Consider the following 23,158-nt stretch of genomic DNA (forward strand, 5'->3'; position numbering starts at 1 on the left):
TTTACGGTTGTGGAAAAATAACGGAAATGTCCCGCTCTCGGTCTGTTTAAGCCTGCGCTGATATGAATTGTTAAAGACTATGACCTAGTCTCGATCCATTGATCGAGCATGGGAGTCTGGGCGTGCAGAGCGGTACGGGTGTCATCAGGAACCATTACCTGAGCAAGGAAGAATCCTTCATGTATGACCGCGAAAACCGGTTCCGCATGGAAGATACCATGAATGCGGCACGCATCGAATATACCGAAAAGGCCGTGATGCACATGGCGGCGCGCCGCTGCGATGTCATCCGCATCTCCCAGACCGAAGCGGTGCTGGCGCTGCTGACGAAATACAATCTGCCGAACCAGTTCTATCTCGATATTCCCGACGCTCGCATCACCAAGATCGGCTGCGTGATGTTGCGCGTCAACGCCAATAACACGATCCACGTCCGCTTCCTGCGCATGCTGACACAGAAGGAACTGGACCGCATTTTCGTGTTCAGCACACATCCCGCACACAGGGAACGCAAGCTCGATATCAGGTCGTTCTGAGACCATCTGCGGATCGGCGAAAATGGTTTAACCGGCTGTTTCGACCCTCCGCATCACCCCGTGTCATATCCAGCCGTTGCTAACTATTATCACGGGATGATATAGGTGGTGGAAAGGATATGGCTATGGCAAGCAGTGCAAATCTCGGTCGTCATCTGGAAACTTATGTTTCAGACCTTGTGAAGTCGGGGCGTTATAATTCTCGCAGCGAGGTGTTGCGGGAGGGTGTTCGGCTGGTGGAAGAGCGTGAGAAGAAACTCGCCGCTCTTGATCTGGCAATTGCGCGCGGACTTGCAGACGCAGATGCGGGACGCGTGACGCCAATCAAGGACGTTGCATCGCAACTTAGCGCGAAGTACCGAAAAATTGCGGAAGAAAGCGGGCTGTGATCGTCGTTCTCACCGACGAGGCCAAGGCAGACCTTGAACGCATCGGTGATTTTATTGCGGCTGATAATCCGCGACGCGCAGAAACATTCGTTGTCGAATTGCTGGACCGATGTTCAAGGCTGGCGGAGATGCCTCGTGCTTATCCGCTGGTGGCCCGTTACGAGCAAACCGGTGTTCGTCGCCGTCCTTATGAAAACTACCTTGTTTTTTTATCGTGTTACCGGAACACGGGTTGAAATTCTGCACATTCTGAACGGTGCACAGGATCACGAACCCATCCTCTTCCCGCAAGACTGATTCACACATCGATCCCGAAAACGCGGCATGAATCAAGAATTTGCAGGCTCTTGCCGACTGTCTCTGCCTTCGATGCCTGTGAGCTTAAGAAAGCCCGCCCAGAACCGTCTACTTCAGTTTCACATCCGGCACCTCGGTGAAGGTCAGGTCGCCGCGGCCGAAATAGGATTTCTGGTTGGTCGCGGACCAGTCGTTGCAGACCAGCTTGTAGCGCCCTTTCTTCTCCGGCTTTTCCGGCATGGCGTAGAGATAGTCGCCGGTGCGCGCTGTGAGCGGGATGTCGCCATCCTGGTTGCATCGCTTGAGGATTTGCGCTAGCGCCTCGCCGTCCACTTCCGTCACCATCAGCTTGCCGTCGAAACGCAGCGAGGCGTTGAAATCGTAACGGCGAATCTCGCCCTCGGGCAGGCCCGCACCGAAGGAGGTGTGGCCGACGAAGCCGACATCCGCGCCAGTTTTGGCGGCGATAAGCTGCGCCACATGGCGGCCCGCCTCGTCGACGGTCATCGCCTTCGCCGATTTGCCGACAACTTCCCGTTCTTCCGCAGTCAGGTGTTTATCAAGCGTCTGCTCGATCAGGGCCGTGAGGGCAGGGGATGCGGGAGCGCCGCGATCGATGGAGATCGTCTCGATGGCCGCAGCCTTGCCGGGAGCCGCAATGGTCGCCACCGTCATGGAGGTGCACCATGAGCCGGTATGGACATAGCGGGTGGCGCCCTGTTCATGCACGAAGCTCAGATGGTCATGGCCGCCGACAAGCAGGGTGCCATCCGGCAGCAGCGGCAGGATATCACGGTCTGCGACGACGCCGGCATGGCTGAGAACAATGTTGATCGCACCGGGTTTGACGATGCCAGGAAGATTGGCCTTGGCCCATTCCACGGGCTGCGGAATGTCGAGCATTTCGCGCGTGGCCTTCGGGTAGGTGTTGATCGCATTGGTGGCGAAGCCTGCCACGACGACCCGCTGCTCAGCGACGCTCACCTCGGCGCTATCAGCCGCATAGAGTTTGCCGCTGCGCTTGTCGATGATGTTGGAAAGCACGGTTATGCCGAGCGCCTGGGCGCGGCTGACGAAATTGGCGAGATCATTGTCGATATCGGGTTCATGATTGCCGATATTGATGACCGTGGGGGCAAGCTTGGCGAGCGTCGCAAGGAAGGTCCATTCGATTTCGCCGGCCGAACGTGTGGCCACAGCGTTGCCGAGTTCGAAAAGATCGCCATTCAACAGGATGATGTGGGGCGTCTTGTCGGCGGCGATACGCGTTTCAATGGCCGCGAGAAGCTGGCCGATACGCTCATAGGCCGAATGCAGGTCGGAGATGACGATGGCGCGAAGGGCTACATCCTGCGCCATAACGGGCGTGGCCGCCACCAGCAGCGGCAGCATGGCGGTGCCTGCCATAAGCTTCAGCACGTCGCGGCGTTTGCTTGAAAAAATCGTCATGTCATTGCCCCATCATCCGAAACTGCGCCGTCGTCCACGGTCGGCTGGAGAAGGCCCTATAGGGCGATCGTCACAGCCGCATGACAAGTCTGACGTTTAGGATGTGGGAAATAAAGCGGATTCTCTCGGTATCCCGGCGACACCGCAAAGCAGGGTTGAAAGGCGAAAGCCGCATCCGGCCTTCGCCTCCACAAAATCAATGGAAGAGCACGCTGGCGCCCTGATCGGCCGGGCCGGCATTGCGGCGGAAAGGGGCGAAAAGTTCGCGACCCATGCCCCATTCATTACCGGAAAGATCGGCCCGCGCCGGTTCGCGTTTTGCCAGCTCGGCGGCGGAAACCAGCACCTCGAGCGAGCCGGAAATGGCGTCGAGACGGATGATATCGCCGTCGCGGATGAGCGAGATCGGGCCGCAATCGGAAGCCTCAGGCGTGACATGGATGGCGGCAGGCACCTTGCCGGAGGCGCCGGACATGCGCCCGTCCGTCACCAGCGCCACCTTGAAGCCGCGATCCTGCAGCACGCCAAGCGGCGGCGTCAGGCGGTGCAGCTCCGGCATGCCGTTGGCCTTCGGTCCCTGGAAGCGGACGACTGCGATGAAATCGCGGTTGAGCTTGCCGTCCTTGAAGGCGTCCTGAAGTTCCTGTTGGTCGTGGAAAACGATCGCCGGTGCTTCGATGATGTGGCGTTCCGGCTTGACGGCGGAAATCTTGATGACCGATTTGCCGAGATTGCCCGTCAGCATCTTCAGGCCGCCCGTTGGCTGGAACGGGGTTTCGATGCTGGAAAGAACCTTCGGGTCGTGGCTCTGTTCGGGTGAGGGCTGGCGGGTGACGGCGCCCTTCTCGTCCAGCAGGGCATCCACGGTGTAGGCTGCAAGCCCCTGTCCGAAGACTGTGCGAACATCGTCATGCACGAAGCCCTGCTTCAGGAGCTGCTTGATGAGGAAGCCCATGCCGCCGGCGGCGTGGAAATGGTTCACATCCGCAAGACCGTTGGGATAGACGCGGGCGAGCAGCGGCACGATGTCCGAAAGATCGGAAATATCCTGCCAGGTGAGGATGATGCCGGCGGCACGCGCCATGGCGATCAGATGCATGGTGTGGTTGGTGGAGCCGCCCGTCGCATGCAGGCCGACGACACCGTTGACGACCGACCGCTCGTCGATCATCTCGCCAGCGGGCGTGAATTCATTGCCCTGCGCGGTGATGGCGAGAGCTCGCTTGGTGGCCTCGCGGGTCAGCGCGTCACGCAGTGGCGTGCCGGGATTGATGAAGGACGAACCAGGCATGTGGAAGCCCATGATTTCCATCAGCATCTGGTTGGAATTGGCGGTGCCGTAGAAGGTGCAGGTGCCGGGGCCGTGGTAGGATTTGGATTCCGCTTCGAGCAGCTCGGCGCGACCGACCTTGCCTTCGGCATAGAGCTGACGAATACGCGACTTCTCGTCATTCGGCAGGCCTGACGTCATCGGGCCGGCGGGAACGAAGACCGCGGGCAGGTGACCGAAGGCGAGGGCCGCGATCACGAGGCCGGGCACGATCTTGTCGCATACGCCGAGATAGAGAGCCGCATCGAACATGTTGTGCGACAGACCGATACCGGCAGCCATGGCGATTGCATCGCGGGAAAACAGCGAAAGCTCCATGCCGGGCTGCCCCTGGGTCACGCCATCGCACATGGCGGGAACCGCGCCTGCCACCTGCGCTATGCCGCCTGCTTCCCTGGCCGCATCACGGATGATCGCCGGGAAGGTCTCATAGGGCTGGTGAGCCGACAGCATGTCGTTATAGGCGGTGATGATGCCGAGATTGGGAACCCGGTCGCCGGCAAGGATGTCCTTGTCGGCGGGGGAACAGACGGCAAATCCATGTGCAAGATTGCCGCAGGAAAGCACGGAACGGTGAACGCCTTTGGAAACCTGCAGCCGCAGCCGCTCGAGATAGGTCTCGCGGTAGGGCTTGGAACGTTCGACGATGCGGGCGGTAATGGCCTGAATGCGGGAATCGGCGGACATGGGCGTTCATCCTGTTCGTTGGTCGGCAACCGGCGTTCCGGGAGGTGAGCGGCCGGTTGTCGTGGTTCAGTCTTCATGTCTTCGGGGCGCGTGTCGCGGGCCGCAGAGGCGGCAACCGCACTGGCTCATGGCGCCCAGTATATATCCACTGGCGTTTCCGCCCGGTTCAGCACGGCGCGGACGGGCATTTCATCCTCATCCTCACCGGACTGCGCTTTCTCCAGCGTCGCCTTCTTGGCCGCACCTTCGATATGCAGCACCAGAAACTCGGCATCGTGCAGGCTGGAGAAGTTGAAGGTCAACCGCTCCTCGCCGGCATTTTCCGCCGCCATGGTCAGAACGCCGCGCGGTTCATCGAGATCGAGCGCTTCGTAGAGATTATCTCCACCGGGGAAGAACGATGCCGTGTGGCCATCCGTTCCCATGCCGAGAATGACGACATCGAAGGGATCGCAGATCGCTTCGGTCTTGACCGTCGCAAGGGTTGCGGCATCTTCCGGCGAGGCCGCCGGCTGGAACAGCGGCACGAAATAAGCCGCCTTCGCCTTGTCCTGCAAAAGGTTTTCGGCGACGAGACGATGGTTCGACCGGTCGCTTTCCGGTGGCACGAAACGCTCGTCCACCAGCGTCACGCTGATATTGGGCCAGTCGAGATCGTGTTTGGAAAGCGCCTGAAAAAACAGCTTCGGTGTCGACCCGCCGGAGACCGCAATGCTCGCGGTCCCCCGTTCCTTGGTTGCCGCATCAAGGCGTTTGGCAACCTCCGCGGCAAGCGCGGTGGCCAGCGCTGAGGGAGTGTCGAAGACGTGAATGGTTTCGCTCATCGCGCGGCCCTCAGTCGGCATCGTGCCAGGTGCGGCCGTCGCGCTCGATCAGTGCGATCGAGCCGCTCGGACCCCAGGTGCCGGCCGTGTAACCCTGCACGCCCTGGCCAAGTTCTTCCCAGCTCTTGAGGATCGGATCGACCCAGTCCCAGGCCGCCTCGACTTCGTCGCGGCGCATGAAGAGCGTCTGGTTGGAACGGATGGTATCCATCAACAGCCGCTCATAGGCATCGGGGCTGCGCACGTTGAAGGCTTCCGCAAAGCTCATATCCAGCGACACCTGACGCAGGCGCATGCCGCCCGGGCCGGGATCCTTGATGAGGAGCGACTGCTTGACGCCTTCATCCGGCTGCAGGCGAATGACCAGCTTGTTGGCCTCGATCTTTCCGGCCGCATCGTCGAAGATCGAATGCGGAATCTGCTTGAAGGTGACGACGATTTCCGAAACGCGGGTCGCGAGGCGTTTTCCCGTGCGGATGTAGAAGGGAACGCCCGCCCAGCGCCAGTTGGCGATTTCAGCCTTGATGGCGACGAAAGTTTCGGTATTGGAAACGCCGCCTTCCAGCTCTTCCAGATAGCCTTTGACCGGGCCACCGGCGGAAGCGCCGGCGCGGTACTGGCCGCGAACGGTCAGCTTTTCGACATTACTGGTATCGATCGGCTTCAGCGAACGCAGGACCTTCAGCTTTTCGTCGCGCACGGCTTCGGCATTCATGGAAGCGGGTGGCTCCATGGCGACGAGGCAAAGAAGCTGGAGGATATGGTTCTGAACCATGTCGCGCAGCGCACCGGCCTTGTCGTAATAACCGGCGCGGCCTTCAAGACCAACCGCTTCGGCAACGGTAATCTGCACATGGTCGATATGGGCGGAATTCCACAGCGGCTCGTAAAGCGCGTTGGCGAAACGCAGCGCCATCAGATTCTGCACCGTCTCCTTGCCGAGATAGTGGTCGATGCGGAAGATCTGCTCTTCCTTGAAGACGTGGCCGATGGTGTCGTTGAGTTCCTGGGCGGAGGCGAGATCGCGGCCGATCGGCTTTTCCACGACGATGCGGGTCGAACGGGTGATCAGCTTGTGCTCACGGATCTTGTCGGCGATATCGCCGAAAATGCCCGGTGCGACGGCCAGATAAAAGGCGCGCACGCGCTCCTTGCCCTCGTCCAGCAGCTTCTTCAGCACATCCCAGCCATTGTTGCCCTTGGCATCAACAGGCACATAAAAAAGCCTGTTCAGGAACACGGCAACCTGCGCGTCGTCATATTCGCCGGTCTTCAGGTGCTCCTTCAGCGCGTCTTGCGCGAATTTGCGATATTCCTCATGGGTCATAACCGAACGCGATGCGCCGATGATGCGGGTCGGCTCCGTGAACTGGCCTTCGACCTGCCGGTGATAAAGGGCCGGCAGAAGCTTGCGCTCGGCAAGATCGCCCGTGCCGCCGAAAACGACACAATCAAAAGGTTCAACAGGAATGATCTGACTGCTCATATCGATTCTCTCGATCTTCAAAGGTTGGGGCATCAATAATCTAATCGATTTAAAAATGCCAGACTCAGTTATGTGAAATTATGAATTTTGGTTCGGCCGTAGGCCGTAAGTGGAATGGGTTGCGTTTCGGAAGATGCCTTTTGCCGGCGGCGGCACCGAAAAGAAGAACAGTACCATGAGAGCGGCAATCCCCCGCCAGAACGGATGGATGGCGTCCGTCCTTCCGAGGTCGTGGCTTTGCTCGATGCTATCCAATAACATCTGCGCTTCCTCGACTTGTCGTGCAGCTACGCGAATTTCTATTCCACCGAGAGCGACAGTGTAATGCCAGAATATCGAGGCGAAGTGGCTCGGCAGCGCAAGCGTTGGCACTCCATATGCCCGCAGGAAAGACGCCGTCACTACGGTTTCTGCTAGCCCGTAGCCTGTTGCAACAGTGACAAGCCCGTCATCCGCTCTTTGCATCGAACCTCCTTGTTTCATACTGAAGGATCAGAACCTGTCCCGCAACGCGAACCACGACAACGCCAGAAAGAGCAGCGGCGCGCGGAGCGACGCCCCACCGGGGAAGGCGGGCACTTTCAGCCGCGCGAAGGGCGCCAGCATGTCCTTTTTACCGAGGACCAGATCGGCATAAAGCTTGCCACAATAATTCGACAGCATCACCCCGTGGCCGGAATATCCGCCGATGGAGGTGACGCCGGGCATGACCTCGCGCACGAAGACCGACCGTGGAAGTGTGATGCCGACGGAGCCGCCCCAGGAATGGGTGACTTCGACGGCCTTCAGCTCGGGATAGATTTCAGCGATCTGCCGACGGATATGGCTTGAAATATCGCGCGGCGCATCGGCCGTATAGGCCTCGCGCCCGCCGAACAGTAACCGGTTGTCGGCCGTCTTGCGGAAGTAGCGCACCACGAAACGGGAGTCGGCCACGGCCTCCCGGTCGGGAATGATGTCAGGAAACGCATCCAGCGGCGCGGTGGCGCCGATAAAGGAACGGATCGGCATTATATGGGCGGCTGTTACCGGTTCCAGATTGCCGATATAGGCATTGGTCGCAATCAACACCCGTGGCGCGGTGATCGTACCGAAAGGGGTTTCGATGATGGTCTTGCCGCCCACTTGCCGGATGGATTTCGCCGGCGTCATTTCATAAATGTCGGCGCCGGCATCTTTCGCCGCCTTAGCCAGCCCCACCAGCAGCTTCAGCGGGTGGATATGGCCGGTGCCGGTATCGCGCGTGCCGCCGAAGTAATGGGTGGAGCCCACGCGTTTACGCGCCTCGCCGCGTTCCATGTAGGAAATATGCGAATAGCCGTAGCGATTGTTCATCGCATCGACACTTCGGCGATAATCATCCTCGTAGGCGGCCTTGTGCGCCACATAGAGCTGCCCGGGAAGATATTCCATGTCGATGCCGCGGCTGACGGCGAAGCCGCGCAGGTAGTTTTTGGCGTCCTCGGCAATGTCGAACAGCAGCTTCGATTGCTCGAAACCGATCTCTTCTTCCATCTCGTCGGGGAAGGAACGCTGGCCGGTGCCGAACTGCCCGCCATTGCGGCCCGAAGCGCCATCGCCGAAACGATGCGCTTCGATGAGGGCGACGGAGACACCGTTTTCGGCGAGGTTACAGGCGGCCTGAAGGCCGGTATAACCGCCGCCGATGATCGCGACATCCACCTGCTTCGACCCGTCGAGGGTGGGATAGTCAGGCCGCTCGCCGACGGTTGCCTGATACCAGGATAGTCCCGGCGCAATCGGGCTTTGCCATGTCATGCTCGTGGTTCCTCACACGTTGAGAAGCAGAAACTCGCGCTCCCAGGGGCTGATGACCTGCATGAAGGTCTCGAATTCCCCGCGTTTCAGGCCGGCATAAAGGCCCACGAATTCATGGCCGAACACCCGGTCGAACTGCTCCTCGCCTTCCAGCAGGGCAACGGCTTCAAGCAGGCCGCGCGGCAGGTCGATGGAGCCTTCATTTGCCGTATCGGCGGTCGGTTCGGTCGGCTCGATATTGTTGACGATGCCGAGCCAGCCGCAGCCGAGCGAGGCGGCAAGCGCCAGATAGGGGTTGGCGTCCGAGCTCGGCAGTCGGTTTTCGACACGCCGCGCCTGCGGGCCGGAAATCGGCACCCGGAAAGCCGTGGTGCGGTTGTCGTAACCCCAGGCATTGTTGACCGGGCAGGCCATGTCGGGCGTCAGGCGGCGATAGGAGTTCACATAGGGCGCCAGCATGACGAGAGCGTTCGGAACATAACGCTGCATGCCGCCCACGAAGGAGAAGAATTCTTTCGAGGGGCTGCCATCAGGATTGGAAAAGATGTTGCGGCCGCTGTCGATTTCCACCACCGATTGGTGGATATGCATGGCCGAACCCGGCTGGCCCTGCATCGGCTTGGCCATGAAGGTGGCGTAGATGCCGTGTTTCAGCGCCGCCTCGCGAATGGTGCGCTTGAACAGGAATACCTGGTCGGCAAGCTCGATCGGATCGCCGTGGCGCAGGTTGATTTCCAGCTGCGCCGGACCTTCCTCATGGATCAGCGTATCGATCTCGAGGCCCTGTTTTTCGGAGAAATGGTAGATATCGTCGATCAGCTCGTCGAATTCGTTGATGCCGGCGATGGAATAGCTCTGACCGCCAACGATGGAGCGTCCGGACCGGCCCTTCGGCGGATGCAGCGGATAGTCAGGGTCGTCATTCATGGCGACGAGGTAGAATTCGATTTCCGGCGCCACGACCGGTTTCCAGCCCTTTTCGGTATAGAGCGACAAGACGTTCTTCAAAACGTTGCGCGGCGTGTAGGGCACGAAATTGCCTTCCGCGTCCACCACGTCGCAGATCACCTGCGCGGTGGGGTCCGTTTCCCACGGCACGACGGAGAGCGTCGAAAGATCCGGCACCAGCTTAAGGTCGCTGTCGCGCGGCTCATAGCGGAAATTCGCCGTCTCATCGGGATATTCGCCTGATATCGTGTGGCGGTAGAGCGCGGACGGCAGGGCGAGCGAGGTGTCGCCCGTGAATTTCGCCGTCGGCATCATCTTGCCGCGCGCAACCCCGGCAAGGTCTGGCGTGATGCATTCTATGTCTTCGATCCCGCGCGCGCGCAGCCATTGCGCGGCTTCGCGCCAGGAGGAAACGCCACGGGTGGAGGAAAGATCGAGGGGAGGGGACTTCTTTGCCATGGTTGCCTGTTTCTTCGGGCGGAGCATGGTTTTTTTGGCGGGCATGTATCACCGGGTCTGTGTTTCTGGTGGAGCCATCATAACCGTAGTTTGGCAATTGGCGAGGGGGAAAGCGCCATTGACAAGCGGCGGCACTTGGAAAAGAGGAAAGGAAACGGATCGGATGGAATGATGGCAGAGAAATGTGACGTGCTGATTTTGGGGGCGGGCGCCGCCGGCATGATGTGCGCCGTCCGCGCCGGCCAGCGCGGCCGCTCCGTCGTCGTTCTCGACCATGCGAAAGCGCCGGGCGAAAAGATTCGCATCTCCGGCGGCGGCCGCTGCAACTTCACCAACATCCATGCCGGGCCGAAGAATTATCTGTCCGCCAATCCGCATTTCGCCAAATCCGCGCTCGCTCGTTATACGCCGCGCGATTTCATTGCTCTCGTCGAAAAACACCGCATCGCCTGGCACGAAAAGACGCTCGGACAGCTCTTCTGCGACGACAGCGCCAAGGACATCATCCGCATGCTGTTGGCCGAAATGCAGGCAGTGAATGCGAAATTGCGGCTCGAAACATCAGTCTCGGCCGTCACCCATGATGGCGCCCGTTTTCGCGTGACGACCTCAGGCGGCGTCATCGAGGCGGAAAGCCTTGTCGTCGCGACGGGCGGCAAGTCCATCCCTAAAATGGGCGCGACCGGTTTTGCCTATCAGATCGCCGAACAATTCGGCCTCAAGCTCATCGAAACGCGCCCCGGCCTCGTGCCGCTGACGCTCGATCCTGCCGCGCTGGAGAGGCTGAGCCCGCTTGCCGGTGTCGCCGTTCCGGCCGAAGTTTCCCATGGCAAAACCGCTTTCAACGAAGCGCTGCTGTTCACCCATCGTGGTTTAAGCGGCCCGTCGATCCTGCAAATCTCCTCCTATTGGCGCGAAGGCGATGTCATCCGCCTGAAACTGGAGCCGGCGCGCGATATCCTCGCCTTGCTAAAGGAAGCGAAACAGAAGAACGGCCGCCAGTCGGCCCAGACCGCTCTGGCGGAAATCCTGCCGAAACGGCTGGCCCAGCATGTCGTCGAAAAATCAGGCCTGACCGGCAATCTTGCCGATATATCAGACAAGGCTCTGGCGAGTTTGGCGAATGAGGTGCAGGACTGGCAGATCAAACCCGCCGGGTCCGAAGGCTACCGCACGGCGGAAGTCACGCTTGGTGGTGTGGACACGACCGGCCTCGATTCCCGCAGCATGGCGGCAAAATCCGTGCCCGGCCTCTACTTCATCGGCGAATGTGTCGATGTCACCGGCTGGCTCGGCGGTTACAATTTCCAGTGGGCCTGGGCGTCCGGGCAGGCGGCCGGTGAATTCGCGTAACGCCGCGCCCGTTAAGACCTTGTTAAGGGGCGTGGAGTCATCCTGATCAAATGCCAGCAAAGCCGGATCGCTCAATGATCCCGCTGCACATGATGTCCTGCTGGAGGCCCTCAACAGGGCATGGGTCGGTTGAGTTTTTCGTCAGGAACCCGCGCATGAACAGATCCGCACATCGCCGCCCTCGCGCCATTGCCATCGCCCGCACTGACAACGAGAGCAGGCAGCTGACCTTTCGCCTAACTGCAATCGCAGCCGGTGCTCTGGCTGCCCTGATCGCTCTTTTTCACTGAAGTCCGGCGTCTCGCTCTTACCATTCCCGCAATCGCGCTGAAAAGCCGCGACAGACGCGATGCCGCAGCCATGTCCGTATAGAATTTGTCTTCCTGCAGGATGGCTTCCCGCCGCGTGCGTGGTTTTAGATTATCAATGATAATCTGTGCTGCATAAAACGCGTGCAGATCGTCCATGTCGCTCTCCTTGTTACGGAAGGCCATGATGCACGCCGTTTTTTGTTTTATCTGCGTAAGAAAATGCGCTACGTTTTTCACCAATGAAAAATGTCACCTGGGATTCCTACCAGCTTTTTCTCGATGTATCACGCAGCGGTGGCCTGACGGGTGCTGCCGCGTTGACGGGTTTAAGCCCGGCAACTGTCGGGCGGCGCATGGTCGAGCTGGAGGAGCGCATCGGCAAGGCCCTCTTCCTGCGCAGCCAGACCGGATACGCCCTGACGGCGGATGGCCGCGCGTTGTTCGACCGGCTTCAGGCGATGGAGAATGCAGCCAAGGACATCGAGGGATGGCAGAAGGCGTCGTTGGCGTCTTCCATCGTTCGTATTGCCGTCGGCACCTGGAATGCCTGGCTGCTGGCAGTGAATTTCTCCGCCATCTGCACGGATCGCGATGATTTCCGCATCGATCTTTTCATTGCCGAACAGCGGGCCTCTCTGGCGCATCGCGAAAACGACATCGGCATCCGCGCCTTTGAGCCGCAGGAGCGTAACCTTGCTGCCATCAAGACGGGGGAGGTGGCCTATGCGCCCTACAGGCTGCGCAATGCTGCCGCCACTGTAACCGACCGTTGGTTGGCGGTGGCGGAAGAGAGCGCCATTTCCAACTATCTGCGCTGGCCGCATGAGAACCGCCGCAACGATATTGCCGTGACGGTGAACCGGCCGGTGGCGCTGCTCGATCTGGTGCTGGCCGGGGCCGGGGTCGCCGTGCTTCCCTGTTTCGTCGGCGATGCGGATGCGCGGCTTCTTCGTGAAGGCGGCGAAATCGAACGACTCCGCCACAATCAATGGATCGTCATGAACAATGACGATCGCCACCGCCGCGATATCAGGACGGTGGCGGATCGGATGACCCGTCTCATCAAGGGGCATTCCGATCTATATGCCGGACGCAAGAGGCGCCCGGCATGAAAAGGCTGTCATTGGTTGTGTATAATTAATATCGATAATTTTTGGTTGCATATGCCTCAAATTAGCTTTAGGTTGTTTTTGTATAGTTAACTCTTTTAGGTTGAGGCCGCCATGATAGTTTCAGCATCCTATTTAAATGCAATGTCCGCAGCAGGAACGCCGGAAGAAGCAGCAAAGCTTTTTTATGCAGCAGTCAGCAGGGGTCTCGCAGCAATCGTAGCCGACGCTCTTTCGCAATCTGTAACGGCAGTTGCGCCGGCAGCCGCAGGCACCAAGATCGCGGGTTGGGAAAAGCTCGTGGGGGGCGTGACGATGCAGTTGGCGTGGGAATCTCCGGCCATTCTGAATCCGATTCCTCTAACGCAGCTGTCCTGCTTTGCTCCCTATGCACCTCAACTCCAGGGTAACGTCGAGGCGATGGGCGTCAATGTAAGCGTCGGCGTTTCCTTATCTGCGAGCTTCTGAGGCGTTTCTTCTCAGTTTTGCATTAAGGACCGGAGCATCGATTATGATGCTCCGGTCTTTCGTTTCAGGCGGCGGCACTTCCCTGCGCAACGATGACGGGGATCAGCAGATCGCCCCAGTTGCCGCCGCCGCCATGGTGGCGGGCCGAGCGGACGAGCTCGACGGAAACACCGGCCTCGACGGCTTTCATGACGGCCTGGTTGAGGCGGTGCAGATCATTGGCCAGCATGCGGATGGCGGCCTGCTGATCCTGCGTCATGGCGGAGGATTGCTCCTCGGCGCGTTCCTTGACGTGGGTCTTGATGGGGTTGTGGGCATTCATGGCATTTCTCCTCTCATTATTGTCAGGGGTTTTTGATCCGGTTTGCAAGCCCTTCCCTGTGGTGGGAAGGGCGGTTTTCTCGATTTATTCCGCCGCCGGGCGGAACTGGTCATGCTCGGTGGATTCCTTCATGGCTGTCGTGGACGACGTGCCGCCGGAAATGGCGAGCGATACGGCGTCGAAATAGCCGGTGCCGACTTCGCGCTGGTGCTTGGTGGCGGTGTAACCGTTCACTTCCGCTGCGAATTCCGCCTCCTGAAGCTCGGAATAGGCCGCCATCTGCCGGTCCTTGTAGCCGCGCGCCAGTTCGAACATGCCGAAATTCAGCTGGTGGAAACCGGCAAGCGTGATGAACTGGAACTTGTAGCCCATCGCACCGAGTTCCCGCTGGAACTTGGCGATCGTTGCGTCGTCGAGGTTCTTTTTCCAGTTGAACGACGGCGAGCAATTGTAAGCCAGCTTCTTGCCGGGATGCACCTTGTGCACGCCTTCCGCAAACCGGCGCGCCTGTTCGAGATCCGGCTTTGACGTTTCGCACCAGATCAGGTCGCAATAGGGCGCATAAGCAACGGCGCGGGCGATGCAGGGCTCAAGACCGTTCTTGACCTGATAGAAGCCCTCGACGGTGCGCCCGACATCGTAATCCACAAACGGACGGTCGCGCTCATCGATATCGGAGGTCAGAAGCTTGGCGGCCTCCGCATCCGTGCGGGCGATAACCAGCGTCGGCACACCCATGACATCAGCCGCAAGCCGCGCCGCCGTCAGGTTGCGGATATGTGCCGCCGTCGGTATCAGCACCTTGCCGCCGAGATGCCCGCATTTCTTTTCCGATGCCAGCTGGTCTTCATAATGAACGCCCGCCGCACCCGCCTCGATGAAGGCCTTCATGATCTCGAAAGCATTGAGCGGCCCGCCGAAACCGGCCTCCGCATCGGCAACGATCGGCGCAAACCAGGTGTCGACCGAAAGGCCCTTGCCCTCCGCCGTCTCGATCTGGTCGGCGCGCTGCAAGGTGCGGTTAATGCGCTTTGCCAGTTCCGGCGCCGCATTGGCGGGGTAAAGCGACTGGTCGGGATACATGGCCGATGCCGTGTTGGCGTCCGCCGCAACCTGCCAGCCCGAGAGATAGATCGCCTTCAGCCCGGCGCGAACCATCTGCATGGCCTGATTGCCGGAAAGCGCGCCGAGCGCATTGACGAAATTTTCCTCGTTGATCAGCTTCCACAGCCGGTTTGCGCCCATTTCGGCCAGCGAATGGCGGATGTCGACGGAGCCGCGCAGCCTCTCCACATCGGCGGCGGTGTAGGTACGCTCGATGCCGTCAAAACGTCCCTGCGGTGCACCCGGAACAAGCTTGTAAAAATCAGTCATACTTCTCTCTCCCAAGATAAATACAGTTTCAAGAACGGGCGACTGTGCATTGCGTGCGCCGCCGTTCGATGTGACTACATTTACATTTTTCGAGATTTGAGCGCCAGAACAAACATAAAAACAGTGACTTGAAAGAGGTTATCCTGTAGGATGCGTGACAGGGTGGAGCTGTAAAATTGTAAATTTTGTAAAAGACTTTGGCCCCACGAGTTTGTAACAGACTTGTATGAGTCGCGGATGGGGAGGTGAGGCTGTGTCGGAAAACAAGATTTTTGCCGGGCCGCGTGTGCGCCGCATTCGCAACGGTCTGGCGTTGACGCAAACGGCGATGGCCGAGGCGCTGGCGATCTCGCCGTCTTATCTCAACCTCATCGAGCGCAACCAGCGGCCGCTCACCGTGCAGCTGCTTTTGAAGCTTGCCTCCGTCTACAAGGTCGATCTGGATGACCTGCAGGGAGAGAGTGCCGGTTCCGCCGGGCAGCTGCGCGAGGTCTTTGCCGATCCGCTGCTTGCGGGCGAGGTGCCGTCGCCGCAGGAACTGATCGAGGTTGCCGATGCCGCGCCCAATGCGGCAAGCGGTGTCCTCAAGCTTTACCGGGCCTACCGGGAACAGGCGCAGCGCCTTTCCGATCTCTCCGATCTTCTGGCGCGGGAGGGGCATGAGACGGCGCTTTCCTCCACCCGCCTGCCGATCGACGAGGTACGGCATGTCTTTGAAAACAGGCCGGCCTATTTCCACACCATCGATGCGGCGGCCGAAGAACTCCACAAACACCTGTCGGCGGGCGACGATCTGGCTTCGGGGCTGAGGGCATGGCTTCAGAAAAACCATGGCATCGTGGTCCGCACTCTGCCGGTTCATGCCATGCCGAACCTCAGGCGGCGTTATGACCGCCATTCGATGCGGCTGTTTTTATCCGAACGCCTGTCCCAGCCGGATCAGCTGAGGGAAATGGCCATGGAGACCTGTCTTCTGGCGCTTCGCGAAGAAATCGGCAGGGAACTGGAGGCGCTGAGCCTGAAAGGGGAAGAGGCAAGGCGCATCGCCCGCTTCGAACTGGCGCGTTACGCCGCCCATGCGTTGATGATGCCCTATGGCGCGTTCCTGAACGCCGCCCAGCGGGCGAAATACGATCTCGAGGTTTTGCGGTCGCGCTTCAACGTTTCTTTCGAACAGGCGGCAAACCGTCTTGTCAGCCTGCAACGGCCGTCAGCAGCGGCGATCCCGTTTTTCCTGATGGAAATCGACAATGCCGGCAACCGTTTCCGCCTTGCAGGGGCCAGCGGTTTTCCACGGGCGCGTTTTGGCGGCCTCTGTCCGCGGCTCAACATCCATGCCGCCTTCGCACAGCCGGGACAGGTGCTGGTGGAAGCAGTTGAGATGCCGGATGGCGACGCGTTCCTCACTGTGTCGCGCACGCTGGAAGGCCCGCAGGCGGGTTTCGGCGAAAGGGTGCGGCGAACGGCCGTGCTTCTCGGCTGCGATCTCGCCCAGGCCGGAGACACCGTCTATGGCCCGGCCGCCTCGGGTGCTGCGCCCGTCGCCGTCGGGCCTTCGTGCCGGCTGTGCGAAAGGCAGGGCTGTCTGTCGCGGGCGGAAGCGCCGCTGACGCGGCCGCTGGGGCTCGATGAAATGGTCACCGGTCTTAGTGTTTTCGACTTCCAGTAGGTGTTTCCATTCGCATTTTTGCAGCCGGAACACATTTGATTGAAAATGCTGTGCTGCACATTTCCCGCTTGCTCCCTTTTGTTTTCCTTTCTAGTCTCTCCAAAAAAAGGGGATCACGCTTCCACCGTGAGGATGCGTTAACAGGAGACATCATGAAAAACCGTTCTCTCCGTCTGACCTTGGCTCTCACCACCGCGCTCATTGCAGCAGGCTCGGCAATGGCCCAGGAGAAGGTCGTCCACGTCTATAACTGGTCGGATTATATCGACGAATCGATCCTTACCGATTTCACCAAGGAAACCGGTATCAAGGTCGTCTATGACGTTTTCGACAGCAACGAGCTTGTGGAAACCAAGCTTCTGGCCGGCAGCTCCGGTTATGATGTCGTGGTGCCCACCGGCCCCTTCCTCGCCCGCCAGATCAATGCCGGCGTGTTCCAGAAACTCGACAAGTCCAAGTTGCCGAATCTAAAGAACATGTGGCCCGAGGTTTCCGAGCGTCTGGCCAAATACGACCCCGGCAACGAGTATGCCGTGAACTACATGTGGGGCACCACCGGCATCGGCTATAATGTCGCCAAGGTGAAGGCGGCGCTCGGCGATGTTCCGGTCGACAGCTGGGATATTCTCTTCAAGCCGGAGAATGCCGAAAAGCTGAAATCCTGCGGCATCAATATTCTCGATGCGTCGGACGAGACCTTCGCCATCGCCATGAACTATCTCGGCAAGAATCCGGATAGCAAGGAAACCGCCGATCTCGAGGCGGGCGGCGACGTCTACATGAAGATCCGCCCCTATGTGAAGACCTTCAATTCCTCGGCCTATATCGATGAACTGGCGAACGGCGACAGCTGCATCACCATCGGCTGGTCGGGCGATATCCTGCAGGCGAAGAGCCGCGCCGAGGAAGCCAAGAACGGCGTCGAGGTGAACTACGTCATTCCGAAGGAAGGCACCTACATGTGGTTCGACAACCTTGCCATCCCGGCGGATGCCAAGAATGTCGAGGAAGCCCACGCCTTCATCAACTATCTGATGCGGCCGGAAGTCATCGCCAAGGCCTCCAACTATGTTCAGTATGCGAATGGCAATCTCGCGGCGCAGGCGGTGATGGATGAGTCCGTCGTCAAGAACCCGGCGGTCTATCCCGATGCCGAGACGCTGAAGAAGCTCTTCACCATCTCGCCCTATGGACCGAAGGAACAGCGTGTCCTGAACCGCGTCTGGACGCAGATAAAGACCGGTAGCTAAGCAGATTTGGGATGGGGTGGATTCTATCCACCCCCATTCCTGTGCTTGCCACAGTTGCCAGCGACCTGACGTCTGTCAGGTCAGATGAAGTCTTTTCAGCCCAAGGACTTGGGTTGGCTGGTTCCCTGTGACATCCTCGGGTTTGTTCCGGGGAACAGGAATGAAGACAGTGGAATGGCATCGATACGGCCTCCTGGTCGTATAGGTTGTCGATGGGTTCTTGGGTGAAACGGGGCGGGCATGGCAAAGACACTTGGACCGGTCAAACGCAAATTTAGCCCTTGGGACAATCCCGATGCGGTGCCCTTCATCCGCTTTGAAAACGTCACCAAACGTTTTGGCGATTTCGTCGCCGTCAACAATCTGACGCTGGATATCTATGAACGCGAGTTCTTCTCGCTGCTCGGCCCCTCCGGCTGCGGCAAGACCACGCTGATGCGCATGCTGGCCGGTTTCGAGGAACCGACCGAGGGCCGCATCCTGCTGCAGGGCAAGGATATTTCCGGCGTTCCGCCCTATAAGCGGCCCACCAACATGATGTTCCAGTCCTACGCGCTTTTCCCGCATATGTCGGTGGAAAAGAACGTCGCTTTCGGTCTGGAGCAGGACGGCCTGCCCAAGGCGGACATTTCCGCCCGCGTCGAGGAAATGCTGCGGCTCGTCAAACTCAGTGAATTTGCCAAACGCAAGCCAAGCCAGCTGTCCGGTGGCCAGCGCCAGCGTGTGGCGCTTGCCCGCTCGCTTGCCAAGCGGCCCAAGGTGCTTCTGCTGGATGAACCGCTCGGTGCGCTCGACAAGAAGCTGCGCGAGGAAACGCAATTCGAACTGATGGATATCCAGACCAATCTCGGCCTTACCTTCCTCATCGTCACCCACGATCAGGAAGAAGCGATGACGGTCTCGGACCGCATCGCGGTCATGGACAAGGGCAATGTCGTGCAGGTGGCGACACCAGCCGAGATTTATGAAGCGCCGAATAGCCGCTATGTGGCGGATTTCATCGGCGATATCAATATTTTTGACGCCAATGTCGTCGCCAATGCCTCCGATATCGGAAAGCCCGGCCCGGTGACGCTGGATTGCGAAGGGCTGAAGGTGGCGGTGGAGCAGGAATGTGCTGCCGCGATCGGCAGTCAGGTGGCTTTCGCCATCCGCCCCGAAAAAGTCCGCATCTCGCTCGACCAGCCCGCCGATAGCAGCGTCAATTCCGCCTATGGCGAGGTCTGGGATATCGGTTATCTCGGCGACTTCTCCGTCTTCATCGTCAAGCTTGCCGATGGCCGCGTCATCCGCGCCGCGCAGGCGAATGTCTCGCGTCTCGTGGATCGCCCGATCACCTTTGGCGATATGGTGTGGCTGAACTGGAAGCCGGATTCCGGCCTCGTCCTGACGCGCTGAGGGAGGTTTCGATGGCGATCACCACTCCTGAAAACCGGCAAAGCCCCTGGCGCTGGCTGGTCGTCGCGGTTCCCTATGTCTGGCTGCTGCTGTTTTTCGCAGCGCCCTTTTTCATCATTTTCAAAATATCGCTGTCGGATACGGCAATCTCCATGCCGCCCTATACGCCGGTCTTCGAAGGATTTTCGAAGCTCGGCGCGTTTTTCTCGCAGTTGGATTTCGAAAACTACCTGTTTTTGACGGAAGACCCGCTCTATATCGACGCTTATCTTTCGTCGTTGCGCATCGCACTCATCTCCACCTTCCTGTTGTTGCTGATCGGTTATCCCATGGCGCTTGCCATGGCGCGTTCGCCATCATCCGTCCGCCCGACGCTGGTAATGCTGGTTATCCTGCCGTTCTGGACCTCGTTCCTGATCCGCGTTTACGCCTGGATCGGTATTCTGAAGCCCGAAGGTCTACTGACGGTGCTGTTTCAGTGGCTCGGGTTTCTGGGGCCGGACCAGCAGGTCAACATCTTCCGCACCGAGACGGCGATCTTCATCGGCATCGTTTATTCCTATCTGCCCTTCATGGTGCTGCCGCTCTATTCGGCGCTGGAAAAGCTCGACAATACGCTGCTGGAAGCGGCGGCCGATCTCGGTTGCCCGCCATGGAAAGCTTTCTGGAAGATTACCTTCCCGCTGTCGCTGCCGGGCGTCGTGGCCGGATCGATGATCTGCTTCATTCCGATAACAGGGGAATTCGTCATCCCCGATCTGCTTGGCGGCGCCCAGACGCTGATGATCGGCAAGACGTTGTGGACGGAATTCTTCGGCAACCGCGACTGGCCCTTGGCATCCGCCGTCGCCGTGCTGCTTCTCATCTTGCTGGTGGTGCCCATCGCCATCTTCCAGAACCAGCAGAAGAAGGCGGGGTGAGGCCATGAAGCGTGGAAAATTCGACATTACCGTCCTCACCCTCGGTTTTGCCTTTCTTTATATCCCGATCATCATCCTGATCGTTTATTCCTTCAACGCCTCGAAGCTCGTCACCGTCTGGGGCGGCTTTTCGCTGCAATGGTATCGCTCCATGTGGTCGAACCAGGGGCTGATGGATGCGGCCTGGGTGACGCTGCGCGTCGGTATCCTCAGCGCCACCATCGGCACAATTCTCGGAACGCTTGCGGCGCTGTCGCTGACGCGGTTCGCGCGGTTTCCGGGCCGGGTGCTGTTTTCCGGCATGATCTATGCGCCGCTCGTCATGCCGGAAGTGATCACCGGCCTGTCGCTCCTGTTGCTCTTCGTGGCCGTCGGGGTGGATCGCGGTTTCTGGACGGTGGTTATAGCCCATACGACTTTCACCATGTGTTACGTGGCGATTGTCGTGCAGTCGCGGCTCCTGACCTTCGATCGCAGTCTTGAGGAAGCAGCGCTCGATCTTGGCTGCCCACCGGTCAAGACCTTCTTCCGCATCACCCTGCCGCTCATTTTTCCCGCCGTCATCGCCGGCTGGATGCTGGCCTTCACGCTGTCGCTGGACGATCTGGTGATCGCCAGCTTCGCCACCGGCCCCGGCGCAACCACGCTGCCGATCAAGATCTATTCGCAGGTTCGCCTCGGCGTAACGCCGGAAATCAACGCCATCTGCACGATCCTGATCGGGCTCGTCACCATCGGCGTGATTGTCGCCTCCATCGCTTCCAAACGCACGGAATTGCAGCGGATGCGGGACGAACATGCGGCGGCACGGAACTGATCGAATATCCTGCGTCAATTTTTACGCGTTACTGTTGAAATCGCGAGAAAAGTAGAAGCTGTTAATTTAGTTTCGGCGTTTTACGGTCTCAGAATAGGAATTTTCGTGGGTAATTGATCGATTTTGGTTTTAACTGCTTGTTAATAGGAGTTGGCGGAAAGTAAACCCAACGCAGGGCCGTCAAATTTTTGATAGCCGGGACTGATAATTTCCATATGGCGAGATTGTCCCCCTTTCTCTCGTTGAAAAGCACAACTCATTCAGGCGGCCGCAAGGCCGCCTTTCTTTTTGCCGCAAAGGCCCGCGCCACTCAGCGATTTTCGGGATGATCCATGGATTTCGAGACGAGAAGCACGGGAATAAGTCCGGCAATGATGATGATGATCGCCGGCACGGCCGCATCCTGCACCCTTGCGCGCGACGCATCCTCATAAACCAGCGTGGCCAGCGTGTTGAAGCCGAATGGCCGGAGCAGGATGGTGGCCGGCAGTTCCTTCATGGATTCGATCAGGACGAGCAGAAAAGCCGTCAGCGCTGCGGGCCGCATGTTGGGCAACAGCACCTTGAACAGCGTCTGTGTCCGGTTGCGCCCAAGCGTCCGCGAGGCCATGTCGATATGCGGAGAGAGCTTGTGGAAACCGGCATCGAGCGTACCCTCCGCCATGGTCATGAAGCGCACGGCATGGGCGTAAATGATGGCGAAGGCGGTGCCGGAGAGCAGCAGCCCGGTGGAAAAGACGAAATGTGCGCGTATGAAGCTGTCGACGCCATTGTCGAGGCTGGCCAGCGGAATGAGGACGCCGATGGCAAGCACGGTTCCCGGCGCGCCATATCCCATGGAGCCGAGGCGCGCCGCCACTTTTGAGAGGCGCGAGCGCTCGGTGCGGATGGCATAGGAAAACACGAAAGCGGCAATCAGGGTCACGAAGGCGGCAGAAAGCGAGACTTCGAGACTGTGTCCGAGTGCTTTCAGAAGCTTCGGCGCAAACAGCGCATCGAGCCTTCTGGTGGCGTAACCGCCCAGCACGATGACGGGAATCAAAAAGCCGCTCGCCACGGGAACGAAGCATAGAAGGCTCGCGCCCCAGCGCCGCCAGCCGGCAAGCACCTTCAGCCGGTGGCGCTGCGCCATGCTTGTCGCTTTCGGCGCGCCGAAACGCTGCTTTTCCCGCGCATTGCGCTCGATGACGATCAGCGCACCGACGATGACGAGGATGACGGCGGCGATCTGCGTCGCATTGGCGAGGTTGCCGCGATTGAGCCAGGTTTCGTAGATGGTGAAAGTCAGCGTCTGAACGCCGAGATATTCAACCGCGCCGATATCGTTCAGCGTTTCCATCAGGACCAGAGAAAGCCCGATGGCGATGGCCGGCCGGGCCATCGGCAATTGCACGGAGAAGAACACGTTCAACGGTTTTGCGCCAAGCGTGCGGGCCGCTTCGGCCGCAAACCGTCCCTGCATGGAAAAGGCGGCGCGGGCCGAGAGATAAACGTAAGGATAGAGGACCGAGCTCAGTACGATCACGGCGCCGCCAAGCGATCGTATGTCCGGAAACCAGTAATCGCGGATGCTGTGATACCCGAAAGCGGCGCGCAACGCGCTCTGCACCGGGCCGGTAAAGTCGAGAAACTCGCCAAACGCATAGGCGGCGAGATAGGAAGGGATGGCGAGCGGCAGGACGAGCGCCGCGGACAATAACCGCCGCAGTGGAAATTCGAAGGTGGTGACAAGCCAGGCGCAGACGATGCCGAAGAAAGCCGTCGTCGCGGCCGTCAGCCCCAGCAACATGAAGGTGCGAAACCCGGCGCGCGGCAGGACATTGACGAGAAGATGCTGCCATCCCTCCGTGGTGCCCGTCAGCGCCAGCCAGAAGATCGCCAGAATGGGCATGGCGGCAATGGCCGCGACGATGACCGCCGTGATGGGCAACACCGAGAAGCGTCTTGTTGCCGGAAGGGAAACCGTCATGGACATGCCAGTCT

General features: G+C 59.4%; 21 protein-coding genes and 1 pseudogene. 11 read left to right on the top strand and 11 right to left on the bottom strand.

The window, feature by feature from the left end; genetic code table 11:
* Positions 1-179 precede the first annotated feature (179 nt).
* The 3 genes and pseudogenes from PL599_RS07140 (at position 180) to PL599_RS07150 (ending at position 1,222) form a co-directional block, all read left to right on the top strand.
* Positions 180-536: a hypothetical protein gene (locus PL599_RS07140; protein ID WP_162520486.1), complete on the top strand. Its 357-nt coding sequence runs from the start codon at positions 180-182 to the stop codon at positions 534-536.
* A 125-nt stretch (positions 537-661) separates the two neighbouring features.
* Positions 662-925, top strand: coding sequence for a type II toxin-antitoxin system ParD family antitoxin (locus PL599_RS07145; protein WP_142912770.1), 264 nt, complete (start codon positions 662-664; stop codon positions 923-925).
* Positions 922-1,222: pseudogene (locus tag PL599_RS07150) on the top strand (type II toxin-antitoxin system RelE/ParE family toxin). Before PL599_RS07145 ends, PL599_RS07150 begins: the two are co-directional and overlap by 4 nt.
* 108 nt (positions 1,223-1,330) lie before the next feature.
* On the opposite strand, the gene PL599_RS07155 reads toward PL599_RS07150, so the two are convergent.
* The 7 genes from PL599_RS07155 to PL599_RS07185 form a co-directional block, all read right to left on the bottom strand.
* Positions 1,331-2,671: a metallophosphoesterase gene (locus PL599_RS07155; protein ID WP_271358946.1), complete on the bottom strand. Its 1,341-nt coding sequence runs from the start codon at positions 2,669-2,671 to the stop codon at positions 1,331-1,333.
* Between the two features lie 196 nt (positions 2,672-2,867).
* A complete protein-coding gene (edd, locus tag PL599_RS07160; RefSeq protein WP_077983378.1) occupies positions 2,868-4,688 on the bottom strand; it encodes a phosphogluconate dehydratase in 1,821 nt (606 codons plus the stop codon).
* Between the two features lie 125 nt (positions 4,689-4,813).
* On the bottom strand, positions 4,814-5,512 hold the full coding sequence (gene pgl, locus PL599_RS07165) for a 6-phosphogluconolactonase (protein ID WP_269823331.1): 699 nt from the start codon (positions 5,510-5,512) through the stop codon (positions 4,814-4,816).
* 10 nt (positions 5,513-5,522) lie between these two features.
* On the bottom strand, positions 5,523-6,998 hold the full coding sequence (gene zwf / locus PL599_RS07170; RefSeq protein ID WP_269823330.1) for a glucose-6-phosphate dehydrogenase: 1,476 nt from the start codon (positions 6,996-6,998) through the stop codon (positions 5,523-5,525).
* Between the two features lie 78 nt (positions 6,999-7,076).
* On the bottom strand, positions 7,077-7,463 hold the full coding sequence (locus PL599_RS07175; RefSeq protein WP_142912773.1) for a hypothetical protein: 387 nt from the start codon (positions 7,461-7,463) through the stop codon (positions 7,077-7,079).
* 27 nt (positions 7,464-7,490) lie between these two features.
* The gene (locus tag PL599_RS07180; protein ID WP_142912774.1) at positions 7,491-8,777 is read right to left on the bottom strand and encodes an NAD(P)/FAD-dependent oxidoreductase; all 1,287 of its coding nucleotides are present in this window, start codon (positions 8,775-8,777) and stop codon (positions 7,491-7,493) included.
* Between the two features lie 12 nt (positions 8,778-8,789).
* Entirely contained in the window at positions 8,790-10,229 is a 1,440-nt protein-coding gene (locus PL599_RS07185) for a glutamine synthetase family protein (RefSeq protein ID WP_142912775.1), read from the bottom strand.
* A 123-nt stretch (positions 10,230-10,352) separates the two neighbouring features.
* On the opposite strand from PL599_RS07185, the gene PL599_RS07190 reads away from it, so the two are divergent.
* Positions 10,353-11,537: an NAD(P)/FAD-dependent oxidoreductase gene (locus PL599_RS07190; protein WP_269823329.1), complete on the top strand. Its 1,185-nt coding sequence runs from the start codon at positions 10,353-10,355 to the stop codon at positions 11,535-11,537.
* 236 nt (positions 11,538-11,773) lie between these two features.
* Here the strand turns inward: PL599_RS07190 and PL599_RS07195 are convergent, their stop codons facing one another.
* Complete coding sequence (locus PL599_RS07195; RefSeq protein ID WP_244634897.1) at positions 11,774-12,004, bottom strand: hypothetical protein; 231 nt, start codon at positions 12,002-12,004, stop codon at positions 11,774-11,776.
* Positions 12,005-12,087: 83 nt separating this feature from the next.
* On the opposite strand from PL599_RS07195, the gene PL599_RS07200 reads away from it, so the two are divergent.
* Entirely contained in the window at positions 12,088-12,960 is an 873-nt protein-coding gene (locus PL599_RS07200) for a LysR family transcriptional regulator (protein WP_269823328.1), read from the top strand.
* A 111-nt stretch (positions 12,961-13,071) separates the two neighbouring features.
* The gene (locus PL599_RS07205) at positions 13,072-13,425 is read left to right on the top strand and encodes a hypothetical protein (RefSeq protein WP_269823327.1); all 354 of its coding nucleotides are present in this window, start codon (positions 13,072-13,074) and stop codon (positions 13,423-13,425) included.
* Positions 13,426-13,489: 64 nt separating this feature from the next.
* Here PL599_RS07205 and PL599_RS07210 read toward each other — a convergent pair whose 3' ends face one another.
* On the bottom strand, positions 13,490-13,747 hold the full coding sequence (locus tag PL599_RS07210) for an SMc00767 family acetate metabolism repressor (protein WP_003493954.1): 258 nt from the start codon (positions 13,745-13,747) through the stop codon (positions 13,490-13,492).
* An 84-nt stretch (positions 13,748-13,831) separates the two neighbouring features.
* Entirely contained in the window at positions 13,832-15,121 is a 1,290-nt protein-coding gene (gene aceA / locus PL599_RS07215) for an isocitrate lyase (protein ID WP_269823326.1), read from the bottom strand.
* A gap of 253 nt (positions 15,122-15,374) precedes the next feature.
* On the opposite strand from aceA, the gene PL599_RS07220 reads away from it, so the two are divergent.
* The 5 genes from PL599_RS07220 (at position 15,375) to PL599_RS07240 (ending at position 21,175) form a co-directional block, all read left to right on the top strand.
* Positions 15,375-16,790 (top strand): helix-turn-helix domain-containing protein, encoded by a 1,416-nt coding sequence (locus PL599_RS07220; RefSeq protein ID WP_077983369.1) that lies wholly within the window; start codon positions 15,375-15,377, stop codon positions 16,788-16,790.
* A gap of 152 nt (positions 16,791-16,942) precedes the next feature.
* Positions 16,943-18,040: a polyamine ABC transporter substrate-binding protein gene (locus PL599_RS07225; protein WP_269823325.1), complete on the top strand. Its 1,098-nt coding sequence runs from the start codon at positions 16,943-16,945 to the stop codon at positions 18,038-18,040.
* Positions 18,041-18,280: 240 nt separating this feature from the next.
* Positions 18,281-19,438 carry an ABC transporter ATP-binding protein gene (locus tag PL599_RS07230; protein WP_077983367.1) on the top strand — a complete coding sequence of 386 codons (1,158 nt, stop codon included), beginning with the start codon at positions 18,281-18,283 and terminating at the stop codon, positions 19,436-19,438.
* 11 nt (positions 19,439-19,449) lie between these two features.
* Positions 19,450-20,358 (top strand): ABC transporter permease subunit, encoded by a 909-nt coding sequence (locus PL599_RS07235; protein WP_173988157.1) that lies wholly within the window; start codon positions 19,450-19,452, stop codon positions 20,356-20,358.
* A gap of 4 nt (positions 20,359-20,362) precedes the next feature.
* On the top strand, positions 20,363-21,175 hold the full coding sequence (locus PL599_RS07240) for an ABC transporter permease (protein WP_004432617.1): 813 nt from the start codon (positions 20,363-20,365) through the stop codon (positions 21,173-21,175).
* Between the two features lie 310 nt (positions 21,176-21,485).
* Here the strand turns inward: PL599_RS07240 and PL599_RS07245 are convergent, their stop codons facing one another.
* Positions 21,486-23,150, bottom strand: a complete 1,665-nt coding sequence (locus PL599_RS07245) for an ABC transporter permease (RefSeq protein ID WP_269823324.1) — start codon at positions 23,148-23,150, stop codon at positions 21,486-21,488.
* Between the last annotated feature and the right edge of the window lie 8 nt (positions 23,151-23,158).

The organism is Agrobacterium sp. ST15.16.055 (genome assembly GCF_027956555.1).
Taxonomy (GTDB): Bacteria; Pseudomonadota; Alphaproteobacteria; order Rhizobiales; family Rhizobiaceae; genus Agrobacterium; species Agrobacterium salinitolerans.